Source organism: Saccharopolyspora montiporae, assembly GCF_015209505.1.
In the GTDB taxonomy this organism is placed as follows: domain Bacteria; phylum Actinomycetota; class Actinomycetes; order Mycobacteriales; family Pseudonocardiaceae; genus Saccharopolyspora; species Saccharopolyspora montiporae.
The window spans coordinates 1-22,570 of record NZ_JADEYC010000027.1 but is presented as its reverse complement, the minus strand read 5'-3'; the positions used below and the strand labels follow the sequence as shown (position 1 = coordinate 22,570).

The 22,570-nt window shown below is 71.3% G+C and carries 18 protein-coding genes and 1 pseudogene; 10 read left to right on the top strand and 9 right to left on the bottom strand.

Going from position 1 to position 22,570, the window contains the following annotated elements; genetic code table 11:
* Position 1 precedes the first annotated feature (1 nt).
* Positions 2-394, top strand: coding sequence for a Zn-ribbon domain-containing OB-fold protein (locus IQ251_RS15560; protein WP_193929314.1), 393 nt, complete (start codon positions 2-4; stop codon positions 392-394).
* Complete coding sequence (locus IQ251_RS15555; protein WP_193929313.1) at positions 391-2,514, top strand: acetate--CoA ligase family protein; 2,124 nt, start codon at positions 391-393, stop codon at positions 2,512-2,514. Before IQ251_RS15560 ends, IQ251_RS15555 begins: the two co-directional genes overlap by 4 nt.
* Here IQ251_RS15555 and IQ251_RS15550 read toward each other — a convergent pair whose 3' ends face one another.
* The gene (locus IQ251_RS15550; protein WP_370591427.1) at positions 2,515-3,024 is read right to left on the bottom strand and encodes a SixA phosphatase family protein; all 510 of its coding nucleotides are present in this window, start codon (positions 3,022-3,024) and stop codon (positions 2,515-2,517) included.
* Between the two features lie 48 nt (positions 3,025-3,072).
* Positions 3,073-3,297: a hypothetical protein gene (locus IQ251_RS15545; protein ID WP_193929312.1), complete on the bottom strand. Its 225-nt coding sequence runs from the start codon at positions 3,295-3,297 to the stop codon at positions 3,073-3,075.
* 344 nt (positions 3,298-3,641) lie between these two features.
* Between IQ251_RS15545 and IQ251_RS15540 the strand changes: the two genes are divergently transcribed.
* Together IQ251_RS15540 and IQ251_RS15535 are read left to right on the top strand one after the other, a co-directional pair.
* Positions 3,642-5,315 (top strand): acyl-CoA dehydrogenase family protein, encoded by a 1,674-nt coding sequence (locus IQ251_RS15540; protein WP_370591426.1) that lies wholly within the window; start codon positions 3,642-3,644, stop codon positions 5,313-5,315.
* 234 nt (positions 5,316-5,549) lie between these two features.
* A complete protein-coding gene (locus tag IQ251_RS15535) occupies positions 5,550-6,314 on the top strand; it encodes an SDR family NAD(P)-dependent oxidoreductase (protein ID WP_193929311.1) in 765 nt (254 codons plus the stop codon).
* Positions 6,315-6,363: 49 nt separating this feature from the next.
* Here IQ251_RS15535 and IQ251_RS15530 read toward each other — a convergent pair whose 3' ends face one another.
* A complete protein-coding gene (locus tag IQ251_RS15530; protein ID WP_193929310.1) occupies positions 6,364-7,764 on the bottom strand; it encodes an Nramp family divalent metal transporter in 1,401 nt (466 codons plus the stop codon).
* Positions 7,765-7,972: 208 nt separating this feature from the next.
* Here IQ251_RS15530 and IQ251_RS15525 point away from each other — a divergent pair, with 208 nt between their 5' ends.
* On the top strand, positions 7,973-10,345 hold the full coding sequence (locus tag IQ251_RS15525; protein WP_193929309.1) for a xanthine dehydrogenase family protein molybdopterin-binding subunit: 2,373 nt from the start codon (positions 7,973-7,975) through the stop codon (positions 10,343-10,345).
* A gap of 93 nt (positions 10,346-10,438) precedes the next feature.
* On the opposite strand, the gene IQ251_RS15520 is transcribed toward IQ251_RS15525, so the two are convergent.
* Together IQ251_RS15520 and IQ251_RS15515 are read right to left on the bottom strand one after the other, a co-directional pair.
* Positions 10,439-11,809, bottom strand: a complete 1,371-nt coding sequence (locus tag IQ251_RS15520; protein ID WP_193929308.1) for a glycosyltransferase — start codon at positions 11,807-11,809, stop codon at positions 10,439-10,441.
* Between the two features lie 69 nt (positions 11,810-11,878).
* Complete coding sequence (locus IQ251_RS15515) at positions 11,879-12,130, bottom strand: hypothetical protein (protein ID WP_193929307.1); 252 nt, start codon at positions 12,128-12,130, stop codon at positions 11,879-11,881.
* 697 nt (positions 12,131-12,827) lie between these two features.
* On the opposite strand from IQ251_RS15515, the pseudogene IQ251_RS15510 reads away from it, so the two are divergent.
* Positions 12,828-13,645 (top strand): annotated as a pseudogene (locus IQ251_RS15510) (alpha/beta fold hydrolase).
* A gap of 27 nt (positions 13,646-13,672) precedes the next feature.
* Here IQ251_RS15510 and IQ251_RS15505 read toward each other — a convergent pair.
* Positions 13,673-14,041, bottom strand: coding sequence for a VOC family protein (locus tag IQ251_RS15505; protein WP_193929306.1), 369 nt, complete (start codon positions 14,039-14,041; stop codon positions 13,673-13,675).
* A 312-nt stretch (positions 14,042-14,353) separates the two neighbouring features.
* On the opposite strand from IQ251_RS15505, the gene IQ251_RS15500 reads away from it, so the two are divergent.
* Positions 14,354-15,685, top strand: a complete 1,332-nt coding sequence (locus IQ251_RS15500) for an MFS transporter (protein ID WP_193929305.1) — start codon at positions 14,354-14,356, stop codon at positions 15,683-15,685.
* On the opposite strand, the gene IQ251_RS15495 is transcribed toward IQ251_RS15500, so the two are convergent.
* The gene (locus IQ251_RS15495) at positions 15,682-16,164 is read right to left on the bottom strand and encodes an NUDIX hydrolase (RefSeq protein ID WP_193929304.1); all 483 of its coding nucleotides are present in this window, start codon (positions 16,162-16,164) and stop codon (positions 15,682-15,684) included. The genes IQ251_RS15500 and IQ251_RS15495 overlap by 4 nt on opposite strands.
* A 45-nt stretch (positions 16,165-16,209) precedes the next feature.
* Here IQ251_RS15495 and IQ251_RS15490 point away from each other — a divergent pair, with 45 nt between their 5' ends.
* Positions 16,210-17,241, top strand: a complete 1,032-nt coding sequence (locus IQ251_RS15490) for a DNA polymerase IV (protein WP_193929378.1) — start codon at positions 16,210-16,212, stop codon at positions 17,239-17,241.
* A gap of 451 nt (positions 17,242-17,692) precedes the next feature.
* Here IQ251_RS15490 and IQ251_RS15485 read toward each other — a convergent pair whose 3' ends face one another.
* Positions 17,693-18,070 carry a VOC family protein gene (locus IQ251_RS15485; protein WP_193929303.1) on the bottom strand — a complete coding sequence of 126 codons (378 nt, stop codon included), beginning with the start codon at positions 18,068-18,070 and terminating at the stop codon, positions 17,693-17,695.
* A gap of 261 nt (positions 18,071-18,331) precedes the next feature.
* Between IQ251_RS15485 and IQ251_RS15480 the strand changes: the two genes are divergently transcribed.
* Positions 18,332-19,828, top strand: a complete 1,497-nt coding sequence (locus IQ251_RS15480; protein WP_193929302.1) for a hypothetical protein — start codon at positions 18,332-18,334, stop codon at positions 19,826-19,828.
* A gap of 45 nt (positions 19,829-19,873) precedes the next feature.
* The gene (gene gad, locus IQ251_RS15475) at positions 19,874-21,283 is read left to right on the top strand and encodes a glutamate decarboxylase (protein WP_193929301.1); all 1,410 of its coding nucleotides are present in this window, start codon (positions 19,874-19,876) and stop codon (positions 21,281-21,283) included.
* Positions 21,284-21,335: 52 nt separating this feature from the next.
* Here gad and IQ251_RS15470 read toward each other — a convergent pair.
* Positions 21,336-22,570 (bottom strand): M20 family metallo-hydrolase (locus IQ251_RS15470; RefSeq protein ID WP_228047108.1); only part of this gene is annotated, 1,235 nt, incomplete at its 5' end.

Sequence of the window (22,570 nt, the reverse complement as noted above, 5' to 3'; positions counted from 1 at the left end):
CATGGTCGGGATCGAGGCGGATGCCGAGACGCGCCCGTTCTGGGACGGCGTCGAACGAGGTGAACTGCGGTTGCAGCGGTGCGCGGACTGCGGGCGTGCGGTGTTCTACCCGCGGTCGGTGTGCCCGGGCTGCTTCGGGCAGCGGCTGGACTGGTTCACCGCGCGCGGTACCGGCACCGTGCACAGCTGGACCGTCGCGCACCGCGCGTTCGGCGCGTTCGCCGGGCAGGCCCCGTTCACCGTGGCGCTGGTCGACGTCGACGAGGGGGTGCGGATGATGACCCGGATCGTGGAGTCGGCGCAGGTGGACATCGGCGACCGGGTCGAGCTGCGGGTCACCCGCCTCGGCGGTGCCGACGCCCCGGCGCTGCCGTGCTTCCGGGTGACCCGATGACCGCCGTCACCACCGATCGCGCGCAACGGGTGGGGGCGCTGTTCAACCCGCGCTCGATTGCGCTGGTCGGGGCCACCGACAAGTCCGGCTGGTCGGCGACGGCGTTCCAGAACCTGCGCGAGCACGGGTTCCCCGGACCGGTCCACCTGGTCAACCCGCACGCGAGCACGGTGCACGGGCAGCCGGCCCACCCGAGCCTGTCCGCGATCCCGGAACCGGTCGACCTGGCCTACGTGATGGTGCCGACCGCGGCGGTGCTCGACGTGCTGCGCGACGGATCCGCCTGCGGGGTGCGGAGTTTCGTGGTGCTCACCGCGGGATTCGGCGAGGCGGGGGAGGAGGGTGCGCGACGGGAGCGCGAGATCGCCGAGTTCGCCGCTGCGCACGGGCTGACCGTGCTGGGGCCCAACGGCAACGGGTACATCAACGCCGCGACCCGGGCGATCCCGTACGGCCTGCCGGTGCCGCACCCGCTGCGCGCGGGTTCGGTCGGGATCGTGCTGCACAGCGGCGCGCTGGCCAGTGCGGTGCTGAACTTCTGCCAGGCCCGCGACCTGGGATTCGGGCTGCTGGCGGTGATGGGCAACGAAACCGACGTCACGGTCACCGATGTGCTGGAGCACCTCATCGACGATCCGGACACCCGGGTCATCGCCCTGTTCCTGGAGCAGATCCGGCGCCCGGAGGAGTTCGTCCGGGCCGCGCGGCGTGCCGCGGACGCGGGCAAGCCGATCGTGGCGCTGAAGGTCGGTACTAGTGAGCAGGCGGTGCGCACGGCGCAGGCGCACACCGGTGCGCTCGTCGGCGACGACCGGGTCGCGGATGCGGCGCTGCGCCGCTGCGGTGTGATCCGGGTGCACTCGCTGGAAGACCTCATCATCACCGCCGGGATGCTCGCCGAGGTCGGGCCCGTGCGCGGCGACCGCATCGGGGTGGTGACGCCGTCCGGCGGTGCTTCGGAGATCCTCGCCGATCGCGCCGCCGACGAGGGGTTGCAGCTGCCCGAGTTCAGCGCGGCGACCCGGACCGCGCTGGCCGAGCTGCTGCCGGATTTCGCCGCGGCCAACAATCCGCTGGACGTCACCGGCTACGTGGTGCTCGATCGCAGCCTGCTGGGGCGTGCGCTGGAGGTCGTGGCCGAGGATCCGGGCATCGACGCGGTGCTGCTGCTGGCCGACCTGCCGCGCGCCGAACCGCCGCAGCCGGAGGTGGCGCTGGAGGTGTTCCGCGCCAACGCCGAGCGGATCCGCCGGGCGCCCGTTCCGGTGGCCGTGGTGTCCAACGTGTGCACCGATGTCGGCGAGTTCGCCCGGAGACTGCACCGCGAGGCCGGTTTCCCGCACGTGGCGGGCGGTATGGAGCACGGGATGAGCGCGTTGGGCGCCCTGGTGCGCTGGTCGGCGGCCGTGCGCGAGCCCCCGAAGGTTCCCGCGCCGCGGTCGCCGGTGGCCGTGCCGGCCGGTGCGTCCGGGACCTGGAGCGAGTACCGGGCGGCCGGGTTGCTGGCCGAGCACGGAATCCCGGTGGTGCCCGCGCGGCGGGCCGCCGACGAGGACACGGCGGTGTCCGCGGCCGAGGCGATCGGCTACCCGGTGGTGCTCAAGGCGGTCGCCGATGGGCTCGGGCACAAGAGCGATATCGGCGGGGTGCGGTTGGACCTGGCGGATGCCGAGGCCGTGCGCACCGCGTACCGCGAGGTCGCCGCGGTGCTGCACGAGCAGCGGCGCACCGGGGAGGGCGTGCTGCTGCAGCCGCAGCGCACCGGCGGGGTGGAGCTGCTGGTGGGCGTGCTGCGCGATCCGGTGTGGGGACCGGTACTGGCCGTGGGACTGGGCGGGATCTGGGTAGAGGTGCTCGCCGACACCGAGCTGTGCCTGCTGCCGGCCGGGCGCGCCGAGGTGCGCGCGGCGTTCGACAGGCTGCGCGGGGCGGGACTGCTGCACGGTGCCCGCGGACAGCGGCCCGCCGATCTCGACGCGCTGGTCGACGTGGTGCTGCAGATCGGAGACCTGGCCGACGGGCTGGGCCCGGATCTGGAGTCGCTGGAGGTCAACCCGCTGCTGGTGGACGGATCGCGGGTGGAGGCGCTGGATGCGCTGATCACCTGGCGCGGCAGGTGATCAGCCGCGTGGTTTGGCGAACTCGGCGGCCCCGGCGCGGGTGAGCCCGCTCCAGTGCGCATCGGCGGTCAGCGCGGCGATTCCCGCGGTCTTGAGTTCGGTGGGCTCGCCGGTGAGCTGCCCGACCAGCTCCTCCAGGCCCGGGTTGTGCGCGATGAGCAGGATGGTCAGCACGGTCGAGGGCGCCCCGCGCACCACGTCGAGCAGCTGCGCCCCGGATGCTGCGTAGAGCCGTGGTTCGTAGCGCACGGTCGGCGCGGCGGGGATCTGGCCGGCGGCGAGTTCCCAGGTGCGGCGGGCGCGCAACGCCGATGAGCACAGCACCAGCTCGATGCCCGGCCGGTGTGTGCCCAACCAGCGGCCCGCGGCGGCGGCATCGCGCTCGCCGCGGTCGTTGAGCGGGCGGTCGAAGTCCTCGGTGTCCTGCGGCCACGCCGATTTCGCGTGCCGCAGCAGGACCAGGGTGCGTTTGCCGCGCATCGCGGGGTCGTTGCGCTCGTCGTCGGTCACCGTTCCACCGTAGGACGTGCTGCGGCGCGCCGCTGGCGGTCGGGCCGATCAGCTGGCGGTGTCCGGCCCGTCCCCGTTCGGCAATCCGGCACGCGGTTCATCGGCGTAGCGGCGGATGGCCGCGGCCAGCTGCACGAGACCGTCGGCGACGCGGTGGCATTCGCGCGGGCTCGGCTCGCCGCGCGGGAGCGCGAAGGCGAACTCGTCCAGGGCCCACTGCGCGGTGCGCACCCACACGGCCAGCCGGGCGGCGTGGCCACGGGTGGCCGACATCAGAGCTGGACCCGGACGCGTCTGCGCTGCATGGCCTTGTCCTGGCGGCGCCGCGACCAGCGGTGCCGGAGCCGAGCCCACATGGTCCTCCTCGTCGGTATCGGCGGCCGTCCCCGGTGGGCGGTCCGCGGACCACGCATACTACCGAACGTGATCACGCCATCGCGGTGCGCATCCGGATTCCGGATCGCGCGGCGGGACCGCCGCTGCTGGAACCGGACGAATCGTCGCCGAGCGGGTCCGCATCCGGTCTCCGGGTCGAAAGGCCGCCCCGCGGCGGAGTTTGGTTCGCCGGGACGACACAGTGGGCGGCCGGATCGGTATTGGACACCACCACCGGCCCGGTGGAAGCGTTCGCAGATATGAGCTTCGCCGATACCGATCCCGCCCTGCGCCCGCTGCTGAACCGCTACGCCGCGGACGAGATGCCGCTGACCGAACCGGTGCTGCGCGACGTCGGCGAGGTGGCCTCCGGTGAACTCGACGAGCTCGCCGCCGCGGCCGAGGCCAACCCCCCGCAGCTGCGCCAGTACTCCCCGGACGGCGAACGCATCGACCGGGTCGAGTTCCATCCCGCCTACCGGCAGATGTCGCGGCTGGCCTTCGAACGCTTCGGCTTCGCGGCCATGTCGCACCGCTCCGGGGTGCACGGCTGGACCGGGCGGGTCCCGCACGTGGTCAAGTACGCGCTGTCCTACGTGTTCGTGCAGTCCGAGTTCGGTCTGTTCTGCCCGGTTTCCATGACCGATTCCGCGGCGCGGGTGCTGCGCCGGTTCGGCGATCCGCAGCTGTTCGACGAGCACATCGGCGCGCTGACCGCCACTCGGTGGGAGCAGCTGAGCACCGGGGCAATGTTCATGACCGAGCAGCAGGGCGGTAGCGATGTGGGTAGCACCGCCACCGAGGCGGTGGAGTCCGGCGGCCGGTGGCGGCTGACCGGTCGCAAGTGGTTCGCCTCCAACGTCGATGCCGGGGTGGTGCTCACCCTGGCCCGGGTTCCCGGTGGCGGAGCGGGCACCCGGGGGCTGGGCATGTTCCTGGTCCCGCGCGCGCTGCCGGACGGCCGGCGCAACGGCTACCGGATCGACCGGCTCAAGGACAAGATGGGCAGCAGGTCGATGGCCAGCGGCGAGGTGACGCTGGAGGGTGCCGAGGCGCTGCCGGTCGGTGAGCTGTCCCGCGGATTCCGGCAGATGGCCGAGATGGTCAACGTCTCCCGGCTGTCCAACGCGATGCGCGCCGCGGCGCTGATGCGCCGGGCGGTGCACGAATCGCTGGTGCACACCCGGCAGCGCACGGCGTTCGGCTCGCTGCTGTTCGACCAGCCGCTGATGCGGCGCACCCTGCTGCCGATGCTGCTGCACGCCGAGGCCGGGCTGGGTTTCGTGCTCGAAGCCGCGGCCGCGCTGGACCGCGCCGATGCCGGGGACGAGACCGCCCGCACGCTGGTGCGGGTGCTCACCCCGCTGGGCAAGTACCACCTGTGCAAGCTGGCCCGCCAGGTCACCGGGGAGGCGATGGAGATCCGCGGCGGCAACGGCTACATCGAGGACTGGATCAACCCGCGCCTCGTGCGCGATGCGCACCTCGGTTCGATCTGGGAGGGCTCCAGCAACGTCATCGCGCTGGACGTGCTGCGCTGCGTGCGCAAGGAGTCCGCACAGGAACTGCTGGCCGACGACCTGCTCGCTCGGCTCGGTGGCCTGCGCGATCCGGAGGTCGCCGCCGCGGCCGAACCGGTCGCTGCCGCGGCCGAGGGGCTGCGCGAGCAAGGTACCGCGCTGCTGGCCGCGCCCGATGAGCAGGCCCAGGCCGCCGCCGGCGACTTCTCCTGGCACGCCGCCCAGGTGGTGCAGGCGGCGCTGCTGTTCGAGCAGGCCGACCACGAAGCCGGCGGGCCCGGCGGTGCGCGCAAGCTGCTGGTGGCCGAGTCCTACCTGCAGCACGTCGTGCACGGCGGCCCGCCGCCGCAGCGCGCCCTCGCCGAACTGGACGTGCTGGCCGGTCCCGCGCGCTGACGGACGGACCCGCCGTCGCACCGGTCCCGGCGTTGCATGGGCGGGTGCTGCCGCAATAGGCCCGGGTGCTGCCGCAATAGGCCCGGGTTCTGTCGCAATAGGCCGGGTGCTGCCGCAAGGGGCCCGGGTTCTGTCGCATAGGCACCGCCTACGGATCCGTTCGCGAACGGGACTTTGACCCCCCGCGGGTGGCCCGCCTTGAATGTGCCCAGGACACGGAGAAAGGATCTGCGCATGCGCCTGGAAGGAATCTCGGCAGCGGTCACCGGCGGCGCCTCCGGACTCGGGCTGGCCACGGCCCGCAAGATGGTCAAGGCAGGTGCCACGGTCACGCTCATCGACCTGCCGACCTCGCAGGGCGAGGAATCCGCGCGCGAACTCGGCGACGCGGCGAGGTTCGTGCCCGCCGACGTCACCGACGAGCAGCAGTTCGCCGCGGCCCTGGACGCCGCCGAGGAGGCCGGGCCGCTGCGCGCGCTGGTGCACTGCGCGGGGCGCGGGGCGCGGATCCGGCTGGTGGAGAAGGACGGTTCGCCGGGTGAGCTGTCGGCGTTCGAGGACGTCATCCAGCTCAACCTCATCGGCTCCTACAACGCGCTCCGGCTGGGCGCCGCGCGGATGGCTCGGCACGAGGACGTCGACGGCGAGCGCGGAGCCGTGGTGCTCACCGCCTCGGTCGCCGCCTTCGACGGCCAGATCGGCCAGATCGCCTACACCGCGTCGAAATCGGCGATCGTCGGGATGACGCTGTGCTCGGCGCGCGATCTGGCCAGCAAGAACATCCGGGTCTGCACGATCGCGCCCGGCATCATGGACACCCCGTTGCTGGGCCGGTTGCGCGAGGACGTGCGCCAGGGGCTGGAGCAGTCGGTGCCGAGCCCGCAGCGGCTCGGGGATCCGGCCGAATTCGGTGCGCTGGCCTGCAACATCGTCGAGAACCCTTACCTCAACGGGGAGACGATCCGGCTGGACGGCGGGATCCGGATGGCGCCGCGCTGACGGCTGCGGGGTGCGGGATCCGGCGCTCGGGCCCCGCACCCGCCCGCGATCAGCCGGTACCGATGCCGAAGACGTTGAGTACCGTGTAGATGCCGAGCGCGACGATGGCGACGCTGCTGGCCACCAGCAGCACGGTGAACGCCGTGCCGCCGTGCAGCCTGCGGTCGACCTGCTTGCCGCGCAGGTACCAGGTCGCCAGCACGACTGCGGGCAGGAAGATGCCCGTCACCGTGCCGCCGATCTGCACCATGACCACCGGTTCGCTGACGAACAGGTAGGTCGCTCCCCACAGCACCGGCAGCACGACGGTGAACGCGCGCACCGAGCGCTGCCGCGAGCGCGGGTCGTCCCAGTCGACCCAGCCCAGCACCGCCAGCAGGTTGGTGTACATCCGCGACCAGCTCGGGATCGAGGCCCACAGCGTGGAGCCGAGCACCGCTACCGCGCCGATGAGGAAGGCGATCGCGACCCATTCGCCGAGCACGCCGGTGTACATCGCCGAGAGCGTGGTGATCATGTCGTTGCCGTCCAGCACCAGGCCCTGCGGGTGCAGCACGGCCGCGCCCATGATGTAGAACGCCAGGGTGGCGAAGGTGTAGATCAGCCAGGACAGCAGGACGTCCTTGTACATGACCCGGATCCACCCGCGCGCCCGCGCGGCCCATTCGGCGCTGCCGTCCGGCGGTCCGGCCCAGCGCGCGTAGCCCTTCTCCACGCACCAGTAGGTGTAGAAGGTGATCTCATCGGCGCCGACGCCGGTGATGCCGAACATGGCGATGGCCGCGCCGAGCGCCCCGGCCGGGATGGTCAGGCTCAGCCCGGTGAGCAGTTCGGCGGTGCCGTAGTGGAACGGCGTGAACGGCAGGCCCAACGCGATCAGCACGGTGACCACGGAGAACACCGCCACCAGTGCGAAGGCGCCGCGTTCGACGAGGCGGTATCCGCTGGAGTACAGCAGCGCGATGCTGCCCACCACGACGATGACCGTCCACGCGGTCAGCGAGGTACCGCCCAGCGGGTCGCCGCCGACCGGGATGAGGATGCTCAGCGCCACGGCGACGCCGCCGACGATCCCGCCGATCTGCAGCAGTTTGGACAGCGCCATGACCGTCCAGAGCACGTTGATCCAGCCGAGCCGGCCGATCTTGGGCGGGACGTCGTTGAAGCCGGTCAGCGCCGGATTGCCGGTGCAGATGGTCCAGCGGGCGAGTTCGGCTTGCACCGCGACCTTGACCGCGGTGGACAGCACCACCAGCCACAGCAGCGCGAATCCCGCTTCCGCGCCGAGGGCGGTGGTGGCGATGAGCTCGCCGGAGCCGACGATGGAGGCGCTGACGATGAGTCCGGGGCCCAGGTAGCGCATGCTGGCGCGCCACCCGGTAGGCGGTTCCTTGATGCCGTCTGCGGTGAGAACGTACGGATCACCGCCGGTCGTGACGGGTGTTCCCATATCGAGCACTCCTTCGTGCCGACTGCCGGGTTTGCCCACTGCCAACCGCTGTTTTCAGCTGTGTGCCGGTGTCGATCACCGGAGAGGGGGACGCTACCGGCGGCGTCCGGGCCGGTCAACGGCGCGCTCCCGACGCACGAACCGTCTACAATGGACTCACGTCTCGCGTCGCGCACCGCGGGTGCCGCGGAACGGATAGGATCTCGGCATGGTGGGATCGATGCTCGGCAACGAGGTCCAGCGGATCGAGGATCCGGAATTGCTGCGCGGTGCGGGCAGCTACGTCGGCAACTACGCGCCGCCCGGCGTGCTGCACCTGGGGTTCGTGCGCGCACCGCTGGCGCACGCGCGGATCGAGTCGATCGATCTCGCCGCCGCGACGGCCGCACCCGGGATCGTCGCCGCCTACACCGCCGCCGAGCTGGACGCGCCGACGCCGCCGCCGTTCGTCGTGCTCAACGACGACTGCGCCCGCCCCGCCCTGGCCACCGACCGCGTGCGGTTCGCCGGTGAACCGGTCGCGGTCGTGCTCGGCAAGAGCCGGGCCGCGGTCGAGGACGCCATCGAGCTGGTGGACGTGGATTACGCCGAACTGCCCGCGGTCGCCGATCCGGAGCGGGCGCTGCGGCCCGGCGCCGAGCTGCAGTTCCCGGAGCTGGGCACCAACGTGGCCGGCGGCTACCGGGACGCGGCCGGCGCCGAGGTGCTCGACGGTGCGGACGTGGTGGTGCGCGCGCGGATCGAGAACCAGCGCGTGGCCGTCGTCCCGCTGGAGGGCAACGCGATCGTGGCCGAGCCGGGCGGTGCCGACCGCGACCACGACATCACCGCGCACGTGTCGACCCAGATGCCGCACGGCGTGCGCTCCGGCCTCGCCACCGCGTTCGGCCTCGACCCGCAGCGGGTCCGGGTCGTCGCCCCGCACGTGGGCGGCGCGTTCGGCGGCAAGGCCGGGCTGGCGCCCGAGCACGCGGTGGCCGTCGCCCTGGCGTTGCGCTGGGAAAACCCGGTGAAGTGGGTGGAGTCGCGCGCGGAGAACATGCAAGCCATGCCGCACGGGCGCGGCCAAGTCCAATACGCGGAGCTCGGGCTGACCCGCCAAGGGGAGATCCGCGGCCTGCGCTGCAGGGTGCTCGGCGATTCCGGCGCCTACGCGGGATTCGGCGGCTCGTTGGCGATGGGGCCCACCCGCACCATGTCGCAGGGCGTGTACCGCATCCCGGCGATCAGCTACTCCGCGGCCGCAGTGCTGACCAACACCACCCCGGTCGGCGCTTTTCGCGGCGCCGGGCGCCCGGAAGCGGCGGCGATGCTGGAACGCATGATGGATCTGGCCGCCGCCGAGCTCGACATGGACCCGGTGGCACTGCGCCGCAAGAACTTCCTTTCCCAGCAGGACTTTCCGCTGACCACGCTGGTCGGTGCGCAGTACGACAGCGGGGACTACGACCTGGCGCTGACCGAGGCGCTGCGGCTGGCCGATTACGAGGGGTTGCGCGTCGAGCAGGACCGCCGCATCCGGGACGGCGAGGACCGGCTGCTGGGCATCGGCGTGGCCAGTTACGTGGAGATCACCGGCGGCGGTACCGGCGACTACGGCGAGGTCGAGGTGCACGAGGACGGCGTCCGGATCACCGTGGGGACCTCGGCGCACGGGCAGGGCCACGCCACCTCGTTCGCCATGATCGTCGCCGATCTGCTCGGCATCCCGCTCGACGACATCGAATTCGTGCAGTCCGACACGGCCCGCGTCCCGCGCGGCGGCGGCACCGGCGGATCGCGTTCGCTGCAGATCGGCGGCAGCGCGCTGCGCCGCGCCGGGGAGCAGGTGCTGCAGCGGGCGCGCGAGATCGCGGCGGCCGAACTGGAAGCGGCACCGGAGGACATCGTGGTCACCGGATCCGGCGGGCTGGGCGTGGCCGGGGTCCCTGCCGCGGAGATCAGCTGGCCGAAGCTGGCCCGCACCGCCGACGAGCACGGCACCCCGCTGACCGAGCACGCCGATTTCCAGCCCGGCGGCGCGAGCTTCCCGTTCGGCGCGCACGTGTCGGTGGTCGAGGTCGATGCCGAAACGGGCGCGGTGCGGCCGGTCCGGCACATCGCGGTGGACGACTGCGGGCGGGTGCTCAACCCGCTGATCGTGCGCGGGCAGCAGCACGGTGGGGCCGCGCAGGGCATCGCGCAGGCGCTGTGGGAGCACATGGCCTACGACGAGGACGGCAACCCGCTCAACGCGACCCTGGCCGACTACGGCATCCCGTCGGCCGCCGAGCTGCCCTCGTTGGAGGTGGCGGGCACCGAGACGCCCTCGCCGCACAACCCGTTGGGCGCCAAGGGAATCGGGGAATCCGCGACCGTGGGATCCACCCCGGCGGTGCAGAACGCGGTGGTCGATGCGCTGCGCCACCTCGGCGTGCGGCACGTGGACATGCCGGCCACCCCGGAGCGGGTCTGGCGAGCGATCCGCGCGGCCGAGACCGGGAACGGGGCCGAAACCTGGCAGGAACCGCCCGCGGTTTTCGACGAGCTGCCGGTGCGCGGCGGAGCGCGCACCCGCGACGAGGACGAAGCGGTGGTGTGACCGCGCGGTCGGCACGTACCGCGCTGCCCCGGGGGAGTCGGTCCGCGCGGAAGCTCCGGCAGAGCGCGTCGCAGCACGTTCCGGGCGCTCGGGTCATCCTCGGACGAGGCCGTGGCGGGTGCGTTCCCAGTAGTACCTGGTTCCGGGGCGGAGCAGCTGGAGGAGGCCCTTGTAGGTCGCGATGCTGAGCAGCGTCCAGTAGGCGGGAACGGTCAGCGCCAGCAGTGCGGCGCGGAGCCGTCCTTGCGGTGCGGCGGTGATGGCCAGTTGTGCGGCGTTGACGAGGTATCCGGTGGTCAGCAGCGCCGCCAACTGGTGGTATTCGACGATCCAGCTCGTGCCGAGTTCCGAAGCCGGCCCCAGCGGTGACACGCAGAGCAGGAGCGCCACGCACAACGGGCTGATGAGTGCGCACAGTACCGGGCCGCCGAGCACGAGGTGCACTGCGGCGAACCCACCGGGGCCGAGTTCGCGCAGCAGGCCGAGTGGGTTGCGCGTGTGCACGAGCCAGGTCTGGGTGTGGCCCTTTACCCACCTGCTGCGTTGCCGGAGCCAGTTTCCCACCTTCGCGTTGGCTTCCTCGTCGGTCGTCGAGTCGAGGGTGCGGACCGTCCACCCGTGGCGGGCGATGCGGATGCCTAGGTCAGCGTCTTCGGTGAGGTTGTGCGGGTCCCACGCGCCGAGCCGGCACAGTGCGGGGGTGCGGAAGTGGTTCGAGTTCCCGCCCAGTGGAATGGGCCAGGACAGGGCGTTCAACGCGGGCAGGATGGCTCCGTAGCGCAAGGCGTATTCGGCCGACATCGAGGCGGCGAGCCAGTTCGTGTTCGGGTTCCAGTGCCGCAAGCGCGCCTGCAGGCATACGACGTGCTCGGGCGAGGCGTGAAACATCGCCGCTGCTGTGCGCAGCTGGCCGGGGTCGGGGCGGTCTTCGGCGTCGTAGATCGTGCACAGCTCACCTCGGACGTGGCGGAGCGCCAGGTTGCACGCTTTCGCCTTCGTCCGGGGCATGGTCTGTTCGATCAGCAGAACTTCGATGTGGTCGGGAAGTGCGTGCTTGGCCAGTTCTGTTCTGGTTTCGTCGTCGCCGGCCTCTACGATCACCAGGATCTGCAGCAGCGCGGTGGGGTAGTCCAGGCCGATCAGTTCGTCCAGCAGTCGAGGCAGGACCTCGGCCTCGCGGTACAACGGCACCAGCACCGAGTAGTGCGGGAGCTCCTCGTCGCTCAGTGGCGTCCTGGCGTTTTCGGGTCGGCGCGTCGTGCGCAGACCGGTGAGGGCGAGTACCAGATGGAGGAGTGCGGTGCCGAGTTGCACCGCGACCATGATCGCTATCGCGGTCATGGCGACAGCCGCGGTCGACCACCAGCCCATCCAGGAGGCGATCGGCGGCGTGCTCAGCAGCCCGCAGGCCGCGACTGTCGCCGTGCTGACGGTGCGTCGGCGAGTGGTGTCGGAACGGAGCACGGCCCATCGTTGCGGGAGTGGCGCGATGTCGGTCCGCTGTTCCACCGCCAACCGTCCTTCCGCGGGGGATCAGGTACCCGGGAGTACCTCTCCGACCGTGCCGACGAGATCGTTTGCCTGTCCCAAGCTGTCGCTCAGCGTGGAGCGGAGCGTTCCTGCCACGCCGTTGGCCTTGTCCGCTGCTTCGGCCACAGTCGCGCCGGTCGTCCCGACGATGCTGTTAGTTTGCTCAAGCACTCCCTCCACCGACTCGGTGTCCGCCGAGGCGGTACCGGGCAGGGCGAGCATGGTCAGCGATGCGAATGCCGCCGCCGAGACCACACGACGTCTCCTGGGTAACGGTGCTCTGCGCACTGGTGCTCTCCTTTTCGTGGGGACCCGTCCCGGAGGGCTGCGCGCCGGTGGTTCATCCCCGACGAAGCCTGACTCCGGGTCATGGCCCGGAAGCGCTGAAGTGTGGACATTCCGGGACACGCGATGGGTTCCTGGTCCGACTGCTGACTTTCTCGGATCCCGATCGGGAACAGGGATTCGGGTCGCTCCCTTCGCGTCGTGGACGATCGTGCCGAATCCTGGAAGAGACGTCAGCAGTGAATGTGCACTCAAGCAGATACCGCGTCCCGCGGCGGGCGTCAGCCCGCCCAGCCGAGATTCACTGGATCAGGCGCCATACATCGTCGGTACGACCTGCTGATCCGTCCGGTCCAGGAAGCATCGTGCGGTTGCCGCAAGGGTGTTGGTATAGCGGAACGTGGAATATACCGGCGATTTCGGTGGCACCATGCGGTCACGTGCCGATCGATGTCGACAATGATGCCGCTTTCATTTCTGCGCCCGGCCGGGAACGACTGCCGATGCCGGAAGAACGGCGCCCGCAGCGGTGTTCGGCCGGCTGTCGGTGCGCGTCGCGCACGCACTCGCGGCGAGGATGCAGCGGTAGTGTGTCCGCGCACGTGACCGACCCGAGGGCTCGCGCTCGCCGCTCGGGGGCCGGTCAGCGCAGAACGAGGTGGTGGTGATGGGTCCGGAACTGTCCGAGGAGTTCGCGTCCAGCACGGGGACCGTGCGCTGGGGCAGGGCCGGTGCCGGCCCGCCGGTGGTGCTGCTGCACGGCACGCCGTTTTCCGCCCGGGTGTGGCGCGAGGTCGCCGAGGTGCTGAGTCGGTCGCACGAGGTCTTCGTGTGGGACATGCCCGGCTACGGCAGGTCGGCCCAACATGCGGGCCAGGACGTGACGTTGGCCGCGCAGCAGCGGGTGTTCGGCGAGCTGCTCGCACACTGGGGACTGGACCGCCCGGCGGTGGTGGCGCACGATTTCGGCGGTGCGGTCGCGTTGCGCCACGCGTTGCTGGACGGCGCGGACTACCGCAGCCTGGCGCTGCTGGACGTGGTGGCGCTGCGGCCGTGGGGATCGGAATTCTTCCGGATGGTGCGCGACCACGCCGACGTGTTCGCCGCGCTTCCCGAGCACCTGCACGAAGCGCTGGTGCGCAGGCACATCCGCACCGCCGCGCAGCAGCAGCTGCGCGAGGACGTGCTCGCCGAGCTGACCGAACCGTGGCTCGGCGCGGACGGCAGGCCGGCGTTCTACCGGCAGATCGCGCAGAACGAGGAGCGGTTCACGGTCGAGTTCGAGGACGGCTGGACGAGCTGTCCTGCCCGGTGCTGGTCGCCTGGGGCGAGCAGGACCGCTGGTTGCCACCGGAACACGCCCGCCGGCTCGCCGCGAGCATTCCGCAGTCCCGGCTGGAATGGATCCCGGACGCCGGTCACCTCGTCCAGCTGGATTCCCCGGCGCTGGTGACCGCGCTGCTCGCCGGGCACGTCGCGGTCTGATCCGGCCCGGCTTTCCAGGCACGGTGGTCAGCTCTCGGCTCCGAGGTTGATGACGAGCCCGTCGGGGTCGTGCACTTGGGCAACCCGTTCTCCCCAGGGCATGTCGGTCGGTTCGCGCTGGCCGGTGGCCCCTGCGTCGAGGGCGCGGCGATATGCGTCGTCGACGTCGTCGACGTAGAACCACAGCGCTGTCCGGTCATGCGTGCTGCCCATCCCCGCGTCCCCGCGGCCGATGCCCAGCGAGGTCCCGCCGACGGTCAGCGTGACGTACTCGTCCGCGCCGTCCTCGCCGGCGAACCCGTAGGCCCGCTCGGCGTCGAACGCAGCTCGGTAGAAGTCCACGAGGCGACCAAGATCACCGGTGGTCAGGATCGGGAAGCCGCTACGAACCGCCATCGCATCAGCGTACGTGCGGCCGTGGACGCCGGGCACGATCAGACCGCGGCGTTCGGGCTCGGTTCGGGTGGTGACGAGCTCTTCGCGGCCGCAGCCCCGGGTGCCGCCGCTCGCCGCCGTGCGCGCAGCGCGTTCACTCCGACGTGCCCGGTAGCGCGTCCCACTATTCGGACGCCTATCCGTCTTGGTCGCCGCGAGCTGGCCTCCCGGCTTGGTGACCGTGCCCACGATGCGGGAACCCGTGGGCCGCCGGGTTCGGGGGCGCCGATAAGGTGCGCTGGTCCGTTCGGGTCACGAGGGAGGAATCGGGCTATGGCTGTCGACCGCGCCCAGGCACCGGAAGTGCCGGGCTCCGAGGGATCGGGCGGGTCCCGCAACTCGACGCGGCAGGTCCTGACCGCCAGCCTCGTGGGCACCTCGATCGAGTTCTACGACTTCTACGTCTACGCCACCGCGGCGGTCCTGGTGTTCCCGCACCTGTTCTTCCCGCCCGGCGACGACACCGCGGCGACCCTGCAGTCGCTGGCCACCTTCGCCATCGCCTTCATCGCCCGCCCGGTCGGCTCGGCGATGTTCGGGCACTTCGGCGACCGCATCGGGCGCAAGGCCACCCTGGTCGCCTCGCTGCTGACCATGGGCATCTCCACGCTGGTCATCGGCCTGTTGCCCGGCTACGCGCAGATCGGCGTGCTCGCCCCGCTGCTGCTGGCGCTGTGCCGGTTCGGGCAGGGCATCGGCCTCGGCGGCGAATGGGGTGGTGCCGCGCTGCTGGCCACCGAGAACGCCCCGGCGCACAAGCGCGGGCTGTTCGGCACGTTCCCGCAGCTCGGCGCACCCATCGGCTTCTTCCTGGCCAACGGGCTGTTCCTCGTGCTGTCCGGGGTGATGGACGACGAGGCGTTCCTCAGCTGGGGCTGGCGGATCCCGTTCCTGCTCTCGGCCGTGCTCGTCGTGGTCGGCCTGTGGGTGCGGCTGAGCCTGCACGAGACCCCGGCCTTCAGCAAGGTCGTCGCCTCCGACCAGCGCGCCAAGGTCCCGTTCACCCAGGTGTTCCGGTACGACTCCAAGGCGCTGGTGCTGGGCACCTTCATCATGCTGGCCACCTACGTGCTGTTCTACCTGATGACGGTGTTCTCGCTGTCGTACGGCACCGCCGAGGAGGGCCTGGGCTACGACCGCTCGCACTTCCTGGTGCTGCTGCTGATCGGCGTCGTCTTCTTCGGGCTGATGACCCCGCTGTCCGGCTGGCTGGCCGACCGGTTCGGCCGCCGTCCCACGCTCATCGTCACCACGCTGGCGATCATCGTGTTCGGCCTCGCGCTGGGGCCCTGGTTCGGCACCGGCAGCGATGCTTCCTCGCTGTCCTTCCTCATCGTCGGGCTGAGCCTGATGGGGCTGACGTTCGGGCCGATGGGCGCGGTGCTGCCGGAGCTGTTCCCCACCGCGGTGCGCTACACGGGTGCCTCGATCTCCTACAACATGGCCAGCCTGCTGGGCGCGTCGGTCGCGCCCTACATCGCCACCTGGCTGGCGAGCTCGCACGGTCTGGGCTGGGTCGGCGTCTACCTCGCGGCGATGGGCGCGCTGACGCTGATCGCCCTGCTGGCTAGCCGGGAAACCCGCGAGAAGTCCCTGGAGTCCTAGGAACCGCCCCGGCCGTCCGCGGCCAGGTGCTGCTGCAAGCGGTCCACGAACACCGCCTGCGCCGGGTTGAGCTTGGTGCGGGCGGTGTCCGGATCGCACCATAGCGCCCGGTCCACCTCGGGGAAGCGCTGCGCGCGGCCGGATTTCGGCGGCCAGGTCACCTCGAACTCGTTGCTGCGCAACTCCTGCTCGTCGAACTCGCCTTCGACCGCGAACGCCGTCACCACCTTGCCGCTGCGCAGCGTGCTGCGGCCCAGGTCGAGCAGCGCCGGATCGCCGAGGTCGGCCCCCGTTTCCTCGGTGAATTCACGTAGAGCGGCGGCACGTGCGTCCTCGTCCGGATCGTGCTCGCCCTTGGGCAGTGACCAGGCGCCCGCGTCCTTGTTGCGCCAGAACGGTCCGCCAGGGTGCACCACCAGGACCTGCAGCGCGCCGCCGCGCAGCCGGAACAGCAGGATCCCTGCGCTGTGCTGGCTCATCCGGCCAGTGTGGCGCACGCGCTGCCCGCCCCGCGCGGGTGCGGGATGCTCGGCGGCGTGGAGCGGGTGGTGCTGCACGTGGACCTCGACCAGTTCATCGTGGCCGTCGAACTGCTGCGCCGTCCGGAGCTGCGCGGACTGCCGGTCCTGGTGGGCGGTTCCGGTGATCCGACCGAGCGCGGCGTGGTGGCCGGTGCCTCCTACGAGGCGCGCGAGCACCGCGTCGTGTCCGGGACGCCGCTGCGCACCGCCGCCGCCCGGTGTCCGGAGGCGGTGTTCCTGCCCGCGGATCGGGAGACCTACCTCGCGGCCTCGGTCGAGGTCATGGACGCGCTGCGCGAGTTCGGCGCGATCGTGGAAGAGGCCGGTTGGGACGAGGCGTTCCTGCTCGCCGACACCGACGACGCCCGGGAGTTCGCCCGCGCGATCCAGCGGCGAGTGCTGCAGCGCAGCGGGCTGAACTGCTCGGTGGGCATCGGGGACAACAAGCTGCGCGCCAAGCTCGCCTCCGGGATGGCCAAGCCCGCCGGGGTGTTCCGGCTGGACGTGACCGACTGGGTCGCGGTGATGGCCGAGCGGCCCGCGGAGGCGCTGCTGGGCGTCGGACCCAAGACCGCGCGGAAGCTGTCCGCGCTGGGCATCGACACCGTCGGCGGGCTCGCTGCGGCCGATCCGGGCGAACTGGCCGCGGCGTTCGGCCCGGCGACCGGACCGTGGTTGGTGGCGCTCGCCCACGGCTTCGACTCCTCGCCGGTCAGCGACGAGCCGCGCCGGCCGCGTTCCCGCGGGCGGGAGGTCACCTTCCAGCAGGACGTGCGCGATCCGGACCGGGTGCGTGCCGAACTCGCGCAGGTGGCCGGCACGGTCAGCGATGACCTGGCCGCCGGTGGGGACGTGGCGCGCCGGGTGGTGGTCAAGATCCGGGATTCGCGGTTCGCCACGCACACCCACGGGGTCGCCCTGCCGGAACCGACCCGGGACGCGGCCGAGATCGAGCGCGCTGCGCTGCGGGCGTTGGAATCGTTCGCGTTGCAGCGCCCGATTCGCCTCGTCGGGGTCCGTGCCGAGCTCGGTTGACCGCTCGTCCCGCGGCCGTCGACGCCCACCGACGCCGCGATCGCTGGATCGAGTGGAGGTCCCGGCACTCCTCTGTTCGCGCCTGTTGATCTCCTGAGACGGTTCTCCCGCTCGCGATCAACGGATCCCCGCCGAAGTCGCGAGTTCCCTTCCGGCACAACGAGAAAGGAGTCAATGTAGATGGACCTGGAGCACGAGGGCGAGATCATCAATCCCGAGGCCGCTGAGGAGGAGACCGAGGTGGACGACGAGGAGTAGCCAGGCTGCTCTTCCCGCCCGGCTGCGGGGCGTTCCCGGTCGATGTGGTGTGTGGGTGACCGGAGCGCCCCGCAACCGCGGTGCCTGCCCAGGCGGGGCCGCCCCGGATCCTGTCCCCGGGGCGGCCCTCCGCGCCGAACCCCCGTCCCGATCGCCCTGAATCCCCCGAACGGGAGCCGCGTCGCTCGCCGATTCAGCCGTTCCAGTCGACCAGCTGCACGATCACCCCGTTCGGATCGCGGACCTGGAACGCGCGCTCGCCCCATTCCTCGGTGGTCAGCGGCATGGTGATCGCCACGGCCTCGTGCTGCAGCCGTGCGAGCTCGCCCTCCAGGTCGTCGACGACGAAGGCGAGGATCAGCCCCGCTGCGTGCTCGTCGCGCTGGTCCGCGGGCAGGGTGGTCAGCCCGAGCTGCAGGAACACGACGTTCATCCCGGAATCCGGTCTGGTCAGCGAAGCGAAACCCGGAGCGGAGGCCGCTTCGGTGAATCCGAAGTGTCGGACGAGGAATCCCGCGGAGGCGGCCGGATCCGCGACGTTCAGCGAGACGGCCGAGCCGGTGATGCGCATGGTGAGGCCCTTCGACGATCTGCGGCGTGCCGCGCAGCGTACCGCCCTCCGGTTCCGGCCGGCGCCTGATGAAACGTGGTCTGCTGCGCGAGAAGCACGCGGCAGCAGCGGATGGGTCTGCGATCACTCGACCCGGTGATCTTGTGGATGTCGGTTCTGTGGCGCCGTGCCCGTCTCCGCCGCGCTCTTACGATCACGGCGGCCGGTGTGCAGCCGAACGCAGCGCACCGAAGGTGCAGCGCGCAACTCGGGAGCGGACGCATGCAGCTGGCGGTCGAGCAGCAGTCGGACGTGGTGCCGCGGCCGGCGGGGCGGGCGCGGTCCCGAACGGGGGTGGCGCTGGTCGCGGCGACGGTGGTCGTGGCCGCGGCGGTGTTCTGGCTGGTGCACGACGCGCTGCTCGATGACAGCTACATCACGCTGAGCTATGCGAAGCGCCTGGCGTTGCACGGCGAGTGGGGGCTGGTGCCGGGCGAGTTCGCGAATTCGGCGACCTCTCCGCTCAACGTGGTGCTGCTGGCGGCGGGCACGACCGTGCTGCGTTCGCCGGTGCTGGCGCTGGGTGTCTTGTTCGTGGGCTGCGCCGTGCTGTCGGTGCTGGCGCTGCGCCGCGCGGCCGCCGACAGCGGCCTTCCGCGCTGGATCGCTCCGCTGGGCACGGCATCGATCGTGCTCAACCCGCTGGTGCTGTCGACTGTGGGCTTGGAGATGACGCTCGCCGGTGCGTTGCTGGCGGTGCTGCTGGCGTGCGCCACCGGGAACCGTCCCGTGCTGTTGGGCGTCGTCGGCGCGCTGCTGGCGCTCACCCGCCTCGACCTGGCGCTGTTCGTGCTCGTCGTGCTGGCCGGACAGCCGGCGGTGTGGCGGTCCTGGTGGAAGTGGTCGCTCAGCGGGCTGCTCACCGTGGCTCCCTGGTTGGTGTTCAGCTGGTACGCGTTCGGTTCGGCCATCCCGGACACGCTGGTGATCAAGCAGGTGCAGAAGGCCTGGGGCGAGCTCGGTTTCCACAACGGCTACGAGTGGTACGTGACCAACATGACCACCGCCACGCTGCTCGCCGCGGTCCCGGCCGTCGTCGGTGCGGTGTGCCTGGTGCTGCTGTGCTTGTTGCGCGGACGCGGTCGGACGGTGCGGTTGTGGCCGTGGGCACTGCTCGGTTTCGGCGGAATCGCGCACTACGCCGCGTATTCCGCGATGGAGGTTCCCCCCTACCACTGGTACTACGCCCCGGTTCTGATCGGCGCGGTCTTCCCGGTGTGCGCCTGCATCGGTGCGCTGGCACGGCAACCGCGGATGCTGCTGCCGGCCGCGGTCGCCGCGCTCGCCCTGGTGCTGCCGCAGTCGTGGTTCGCGCTGAACCAGGGCGTGCCCTGGCAGGTGGCGCCGGTGAGCACGAACTGGGCGACCGCGCAGGAGTACGCGCGGATCGGTGCCGAGGTGGGCAGGACCGTCGGCGATGCGACCGTGGCCGGGCACGGTGAGATCGGTGCGATGGCCTACTTCTGCGAGTGCCGGGTCATGGACGGGTTCTCCGATCGCGGTTACATCGGACCCGAGCTCGAACAGCGCATCGAGGAGGCGGGGCCGACGATGGCCGCGCTGCTGCGGTTCAACTACCGGCACTTCGAGCCGGCCGACCCCGAACCGGTCGATTACGTGCTGCGCCGCGAGCAGGGACCCGGTCCGGACCCGTTCTGGACGATCACCGCGCCGCTGGGCGAGCAGACCCACCTGGTGCTGGAGCCGGCGCAGGGCTGACCCGATGGACCTGCGCGGCCGGCAGTGCTCGCCTACGGTTGCCGCATGACCCTGACCGGCGGCGGTTCCGCGGACGGCGGGCGCGAGCACCTGTCGGTGAACCCGGTGTTCGCGGCCGAACCGGTGCAGGTCCCGCGGGACCGGTTCCCGCCCGGCGACCTGGATCCGGAGGTCGCTTACCAGATCGTGCACGACGAACTGATGCTCGACGGCAACGCGCGGCTGAACCTGGCCACGTTCGTCGGCAGCTGGATGGAACCCGCGGCCGCCCGGCTGATGGCCGAATCCTTCGACAAGAACGCCATCGACAAGGACGAATACCCGCGCACCGCCGAGTTGGAGCAGCGCTGCGTGCGGATGCTGGCCCGGCTGTGGCACGCGCCCGACCCGGCGGACACCGTCGGCTGCTCGACGACCGGGTCCAGCGAGGCGTGCATGCTGGCCGGGCTCGCGCTCAAGCGCCGCTGGCAGCACCGGCAGCGTGCCGCGGGCCGCCCGGCCGATCGGCCGAACATCGTGATGGGTGCCAACGTCCAGGTGTGCTGGGAGAAGTTCGCGAACTACTGGGACGTGCAGCCGCGCACCGTTCCGGTGTCCGGGGACCGGTTGCACCTGGAGGCCGAAGAGGCCGCGTCGCTCTGCGATGAGGGCACGATCGGCGTCGTGGCCGTTCTCGGTTCCACATTGGACGGAAGCTACGAGCCGGTGCACGAGATCTGCGCTGCGCTCGACGAACTGCAGCGCGAACACGGCATCGACGTCCCGGTGCACGTCGACGGTGCGTCCGGGGCGATGATCGCCCCGTTCTGCGATCCCGAACTCGTGTGGGACTTCCAGCTCGCCCGGGTGGCCTCGATCAACACCTCCGGGCACAAGTACGGGCTCGTCTACCCGGGCGTGGGCTGGGTGGTCTGGCGCGACACCGCCGCGCTGCCGGACGATCTCGTGTTCCGGGTCAACTACCTGGGCGGCACGCTGCCCACGTTCGCGCTGAACTTCTCCCGACCGGGCGCGCAGGTCATCGCGCAGTACTTCATGTTCCTGCGGCTGGGTTTCGCCGGATACCACCGGGTGCAGAGCACCGCGCGGGACGTGGCCACGACGCTGTCCGCCGAGATCGGCGCGCTCGGCCCGTTCCGGTTGATCACCCGCGGCGACGAGCTCCCGGTGTTCGCCTGCACCCTCGCCGAGAGCGTGGACCGGTTCTCAGTGTTCGACGTCTCCGCTCACCTGCGCCAGCGCGGCTGGCTCGTACCCGCCTATACCTTCCCGCCCAATCGCACCGATCTGGCGGTGCTGCGCATCGTGGTGCGCAACGGGATGAGCCACGACCTCGCCGACCTGCTGCTCGGCGATCTGCGCGGCGTCCTCGCCGAACTCGACCGGCAGCCCGGCCCGGTGCGCGGCCCGGAAGCCAGCTCGTTCGCCCACGGCAGCGGAACCCCGCGCAGCTGACCCCGGGTGTTCGGGAAGATTCGGCCGCCGCGACCGAGCACGTCGCGCGCCGTCAGGGCTGCCCCTCACCGTGGCAGAGGCGGTCGGCGACGTCGGTGAGCACGTCGACGCCGGCGAGCATGTCGGCGTCGTCGGTGTGCTCGAACTCGTTGTGCGCCACACCGCCCGCGCTGGGTACGAACAGCATCACCGTGGGCACAACGTCTTTCATGTTCGTCGAATCGTGCCCGGCCAGGGTGAGCATCCTGCGGTGCGGCAGTCCCAGCTCCTCGACCGCAGCCTCGGCGAGCCGCACGCCCGCGGGCTGGTAGGGCTCGATGTCCCAGGCGTGCGCGGTACCCAGCGACACCGCCACGCCGGCCCGCTCGCGCACCTGCGCGAACACCTCGTGCAGCCGGGTGTCCGCGGTGCGCAGCACGTCGAGATCCGCTGAGCGCAGGTCCAGGTGCAGTTGCGCTTCGCGGGCCACGACGACCGGTGAGTTCGGCAGCACCGTCAGCTGGCCGACCGAGGTGTGCAGCACGCCCTCGGCGAACTCGTCGGCCAACTCGCGCACGGCCGTGACGATCTTCGCCGCCCCGTAGAGCGCGTCCCGGCGCTGGGTCATCGGGGTGGAGCCGGTGTGCGACTGCTCGCCGTGCACCGACACCCGGTACTTGCGCGCGGCCCAGTTGGACTCCACTAGGCCGATGGTGCGGCCCTCCTGCTCCAGGAAGCTGCCCTGCTCGACGTGGATTTCGGCGTAAGAAGCCAGTTCCGGGCACTCGTCGGTGCCGGCGAACCCGATGTCGGTCAGCGCTGCGCGCACGCTCGTGCCGCCCGCATCACAGGTGTCCAGCGCCGTGTCCGGATCGAGTTTGCCGGTGAACACCGCGCTGCCCATCATGCTCGGCTGGAAGCGCGAGCCCTCCTCGTTGAACCAGTTGACCACCGCGATGTTGAGCGGCGGCGGCGCATCCGCGCCGCGGAACCGGTCGCGCAGCCGTGCCGCGGTGTGCGCGGCGGCCAGCACCCCGTAGGCGCCGTCGAAGCGCCCGCCCGCGGGCTGGCTGTCCAGGTGCGATCCCAGCAGCACGTAGGGAGCTCCCGGTGTCCAGGTCAGCAGGCCGAACAGGTTGCCGATCCGGTCCACCCGGACTTCGAAACCACCCTGCTGCAGCCATTCCCGCAGCCATTGCTTGGTCGCGGCATCGGCGGGATCGGCGGCCTCGCGGTGCACCCCGCCGGATTCGGTGGCTCCGATGGCCGACATGGCGGCGAAATCGGTGAGGAATGCTGCTGCGGCGG

What these genes read in the sequence shown, in the direction of transcription:
- IQ251_RS15500 (WP_193929305.1), top strand. Translation starts at nt 14,354, where the DNA reads ATGGCTGTCGACCGCGCCCAGGCACCGGAAGTGCCGGGCTCCGAGGGA.
- IQ251_RS15560 (WP_193929314.1), top strand. Translation starts at nt 2, where the DNA reads ATGGTCGGGATCGAGGCGGATGCCGAGACGCGCCCGTTCTGGGACGGC.
- IQ251_RS15480 (WP_193929302.1), top strand. Translation starts at nt 18,332, where the DNA reads ATGCAGCTGGCGGTCGAGCAGCAGTCGGACGTGGTGCCGCGGCCGGCG.
- IQ251_RS15525 (WP_193929309.1), top strand. Translation starts at nt 7,973, where the DNA reads ATGGTGGGATCGATGCTCGGCAACGAGGTCCAGCGGATCGAGGATCCG.
- IQ251_RS15530 (WP_193929310.1), bottom strand. Translation starts at nt 7,764, where the DNA reads ATGGGAACACCCGTCACGACCGGCGGTGATCCGTACGTTCTCACCGCA.
- IQ251_RS15535 (WP_193929311.1), top strand. Translation starts at nt 5,550, where the DNA reads ATGCGCCTGGAAGGAATCTCGGCAGCGGTCACCGGCGGCGCCTCCGGA.
- IQ251_RS15505 (WP_193929306.1), bottom strand. Translation starts at nt 14,041, where the DNA reads ATGGCGGTTCGTAGCGGCTTCCCGATCCTGACCACCGGTGATCTTGGT.
- gad (WP_193929301.1), top strand. Translation starts at nt 19,874, where the DNA reads ATGACCCTGACCGGCGGCGGTTCCGCGGACGGCGGGCGCGAGCACCTG.
- IQ251_RS15485 (WP_193929303.1), bottom strand. Translation starts at nt 18,070, where the DNA reads ATGCGCATCACCGGCTCGGCCGTCTCGCTGAACGTCGCGGATCCGGCC.
- IQ251_RS15490 (WP_193929378.1), top strand. Translation starts at nt 16,210, where the DNA reads ATGCTCGGCGGCGTGGAGCGGGTGGTGCTGCACGTGGACCTCGACCAG.
- IQ251_RS15555 (WP_193929313.1), top strand. Translation starts at nt 391, where the DNA reads ATGACCGCCGTCACCACCGATCGCGCGCAACGGGTGGGGGCGCTGTTC.
- IQ251_RS15545 (WP_193929312.1), bottom strand. Translation starts at nt 3,297, where the DNA reads ATGTCGGCCACCCGTGGCCACGCCGCCCGGCTGGCCGTGTGGGTGCGC.
- IQ251_RS15495 (WP_193929304.1), bottom strand. Translation starts at nt 16,164, where the DNA reads ATGAGCCAGCACAGCGCAGGGATCCTGCTGTTCCGGCTGCGCGGCGGC.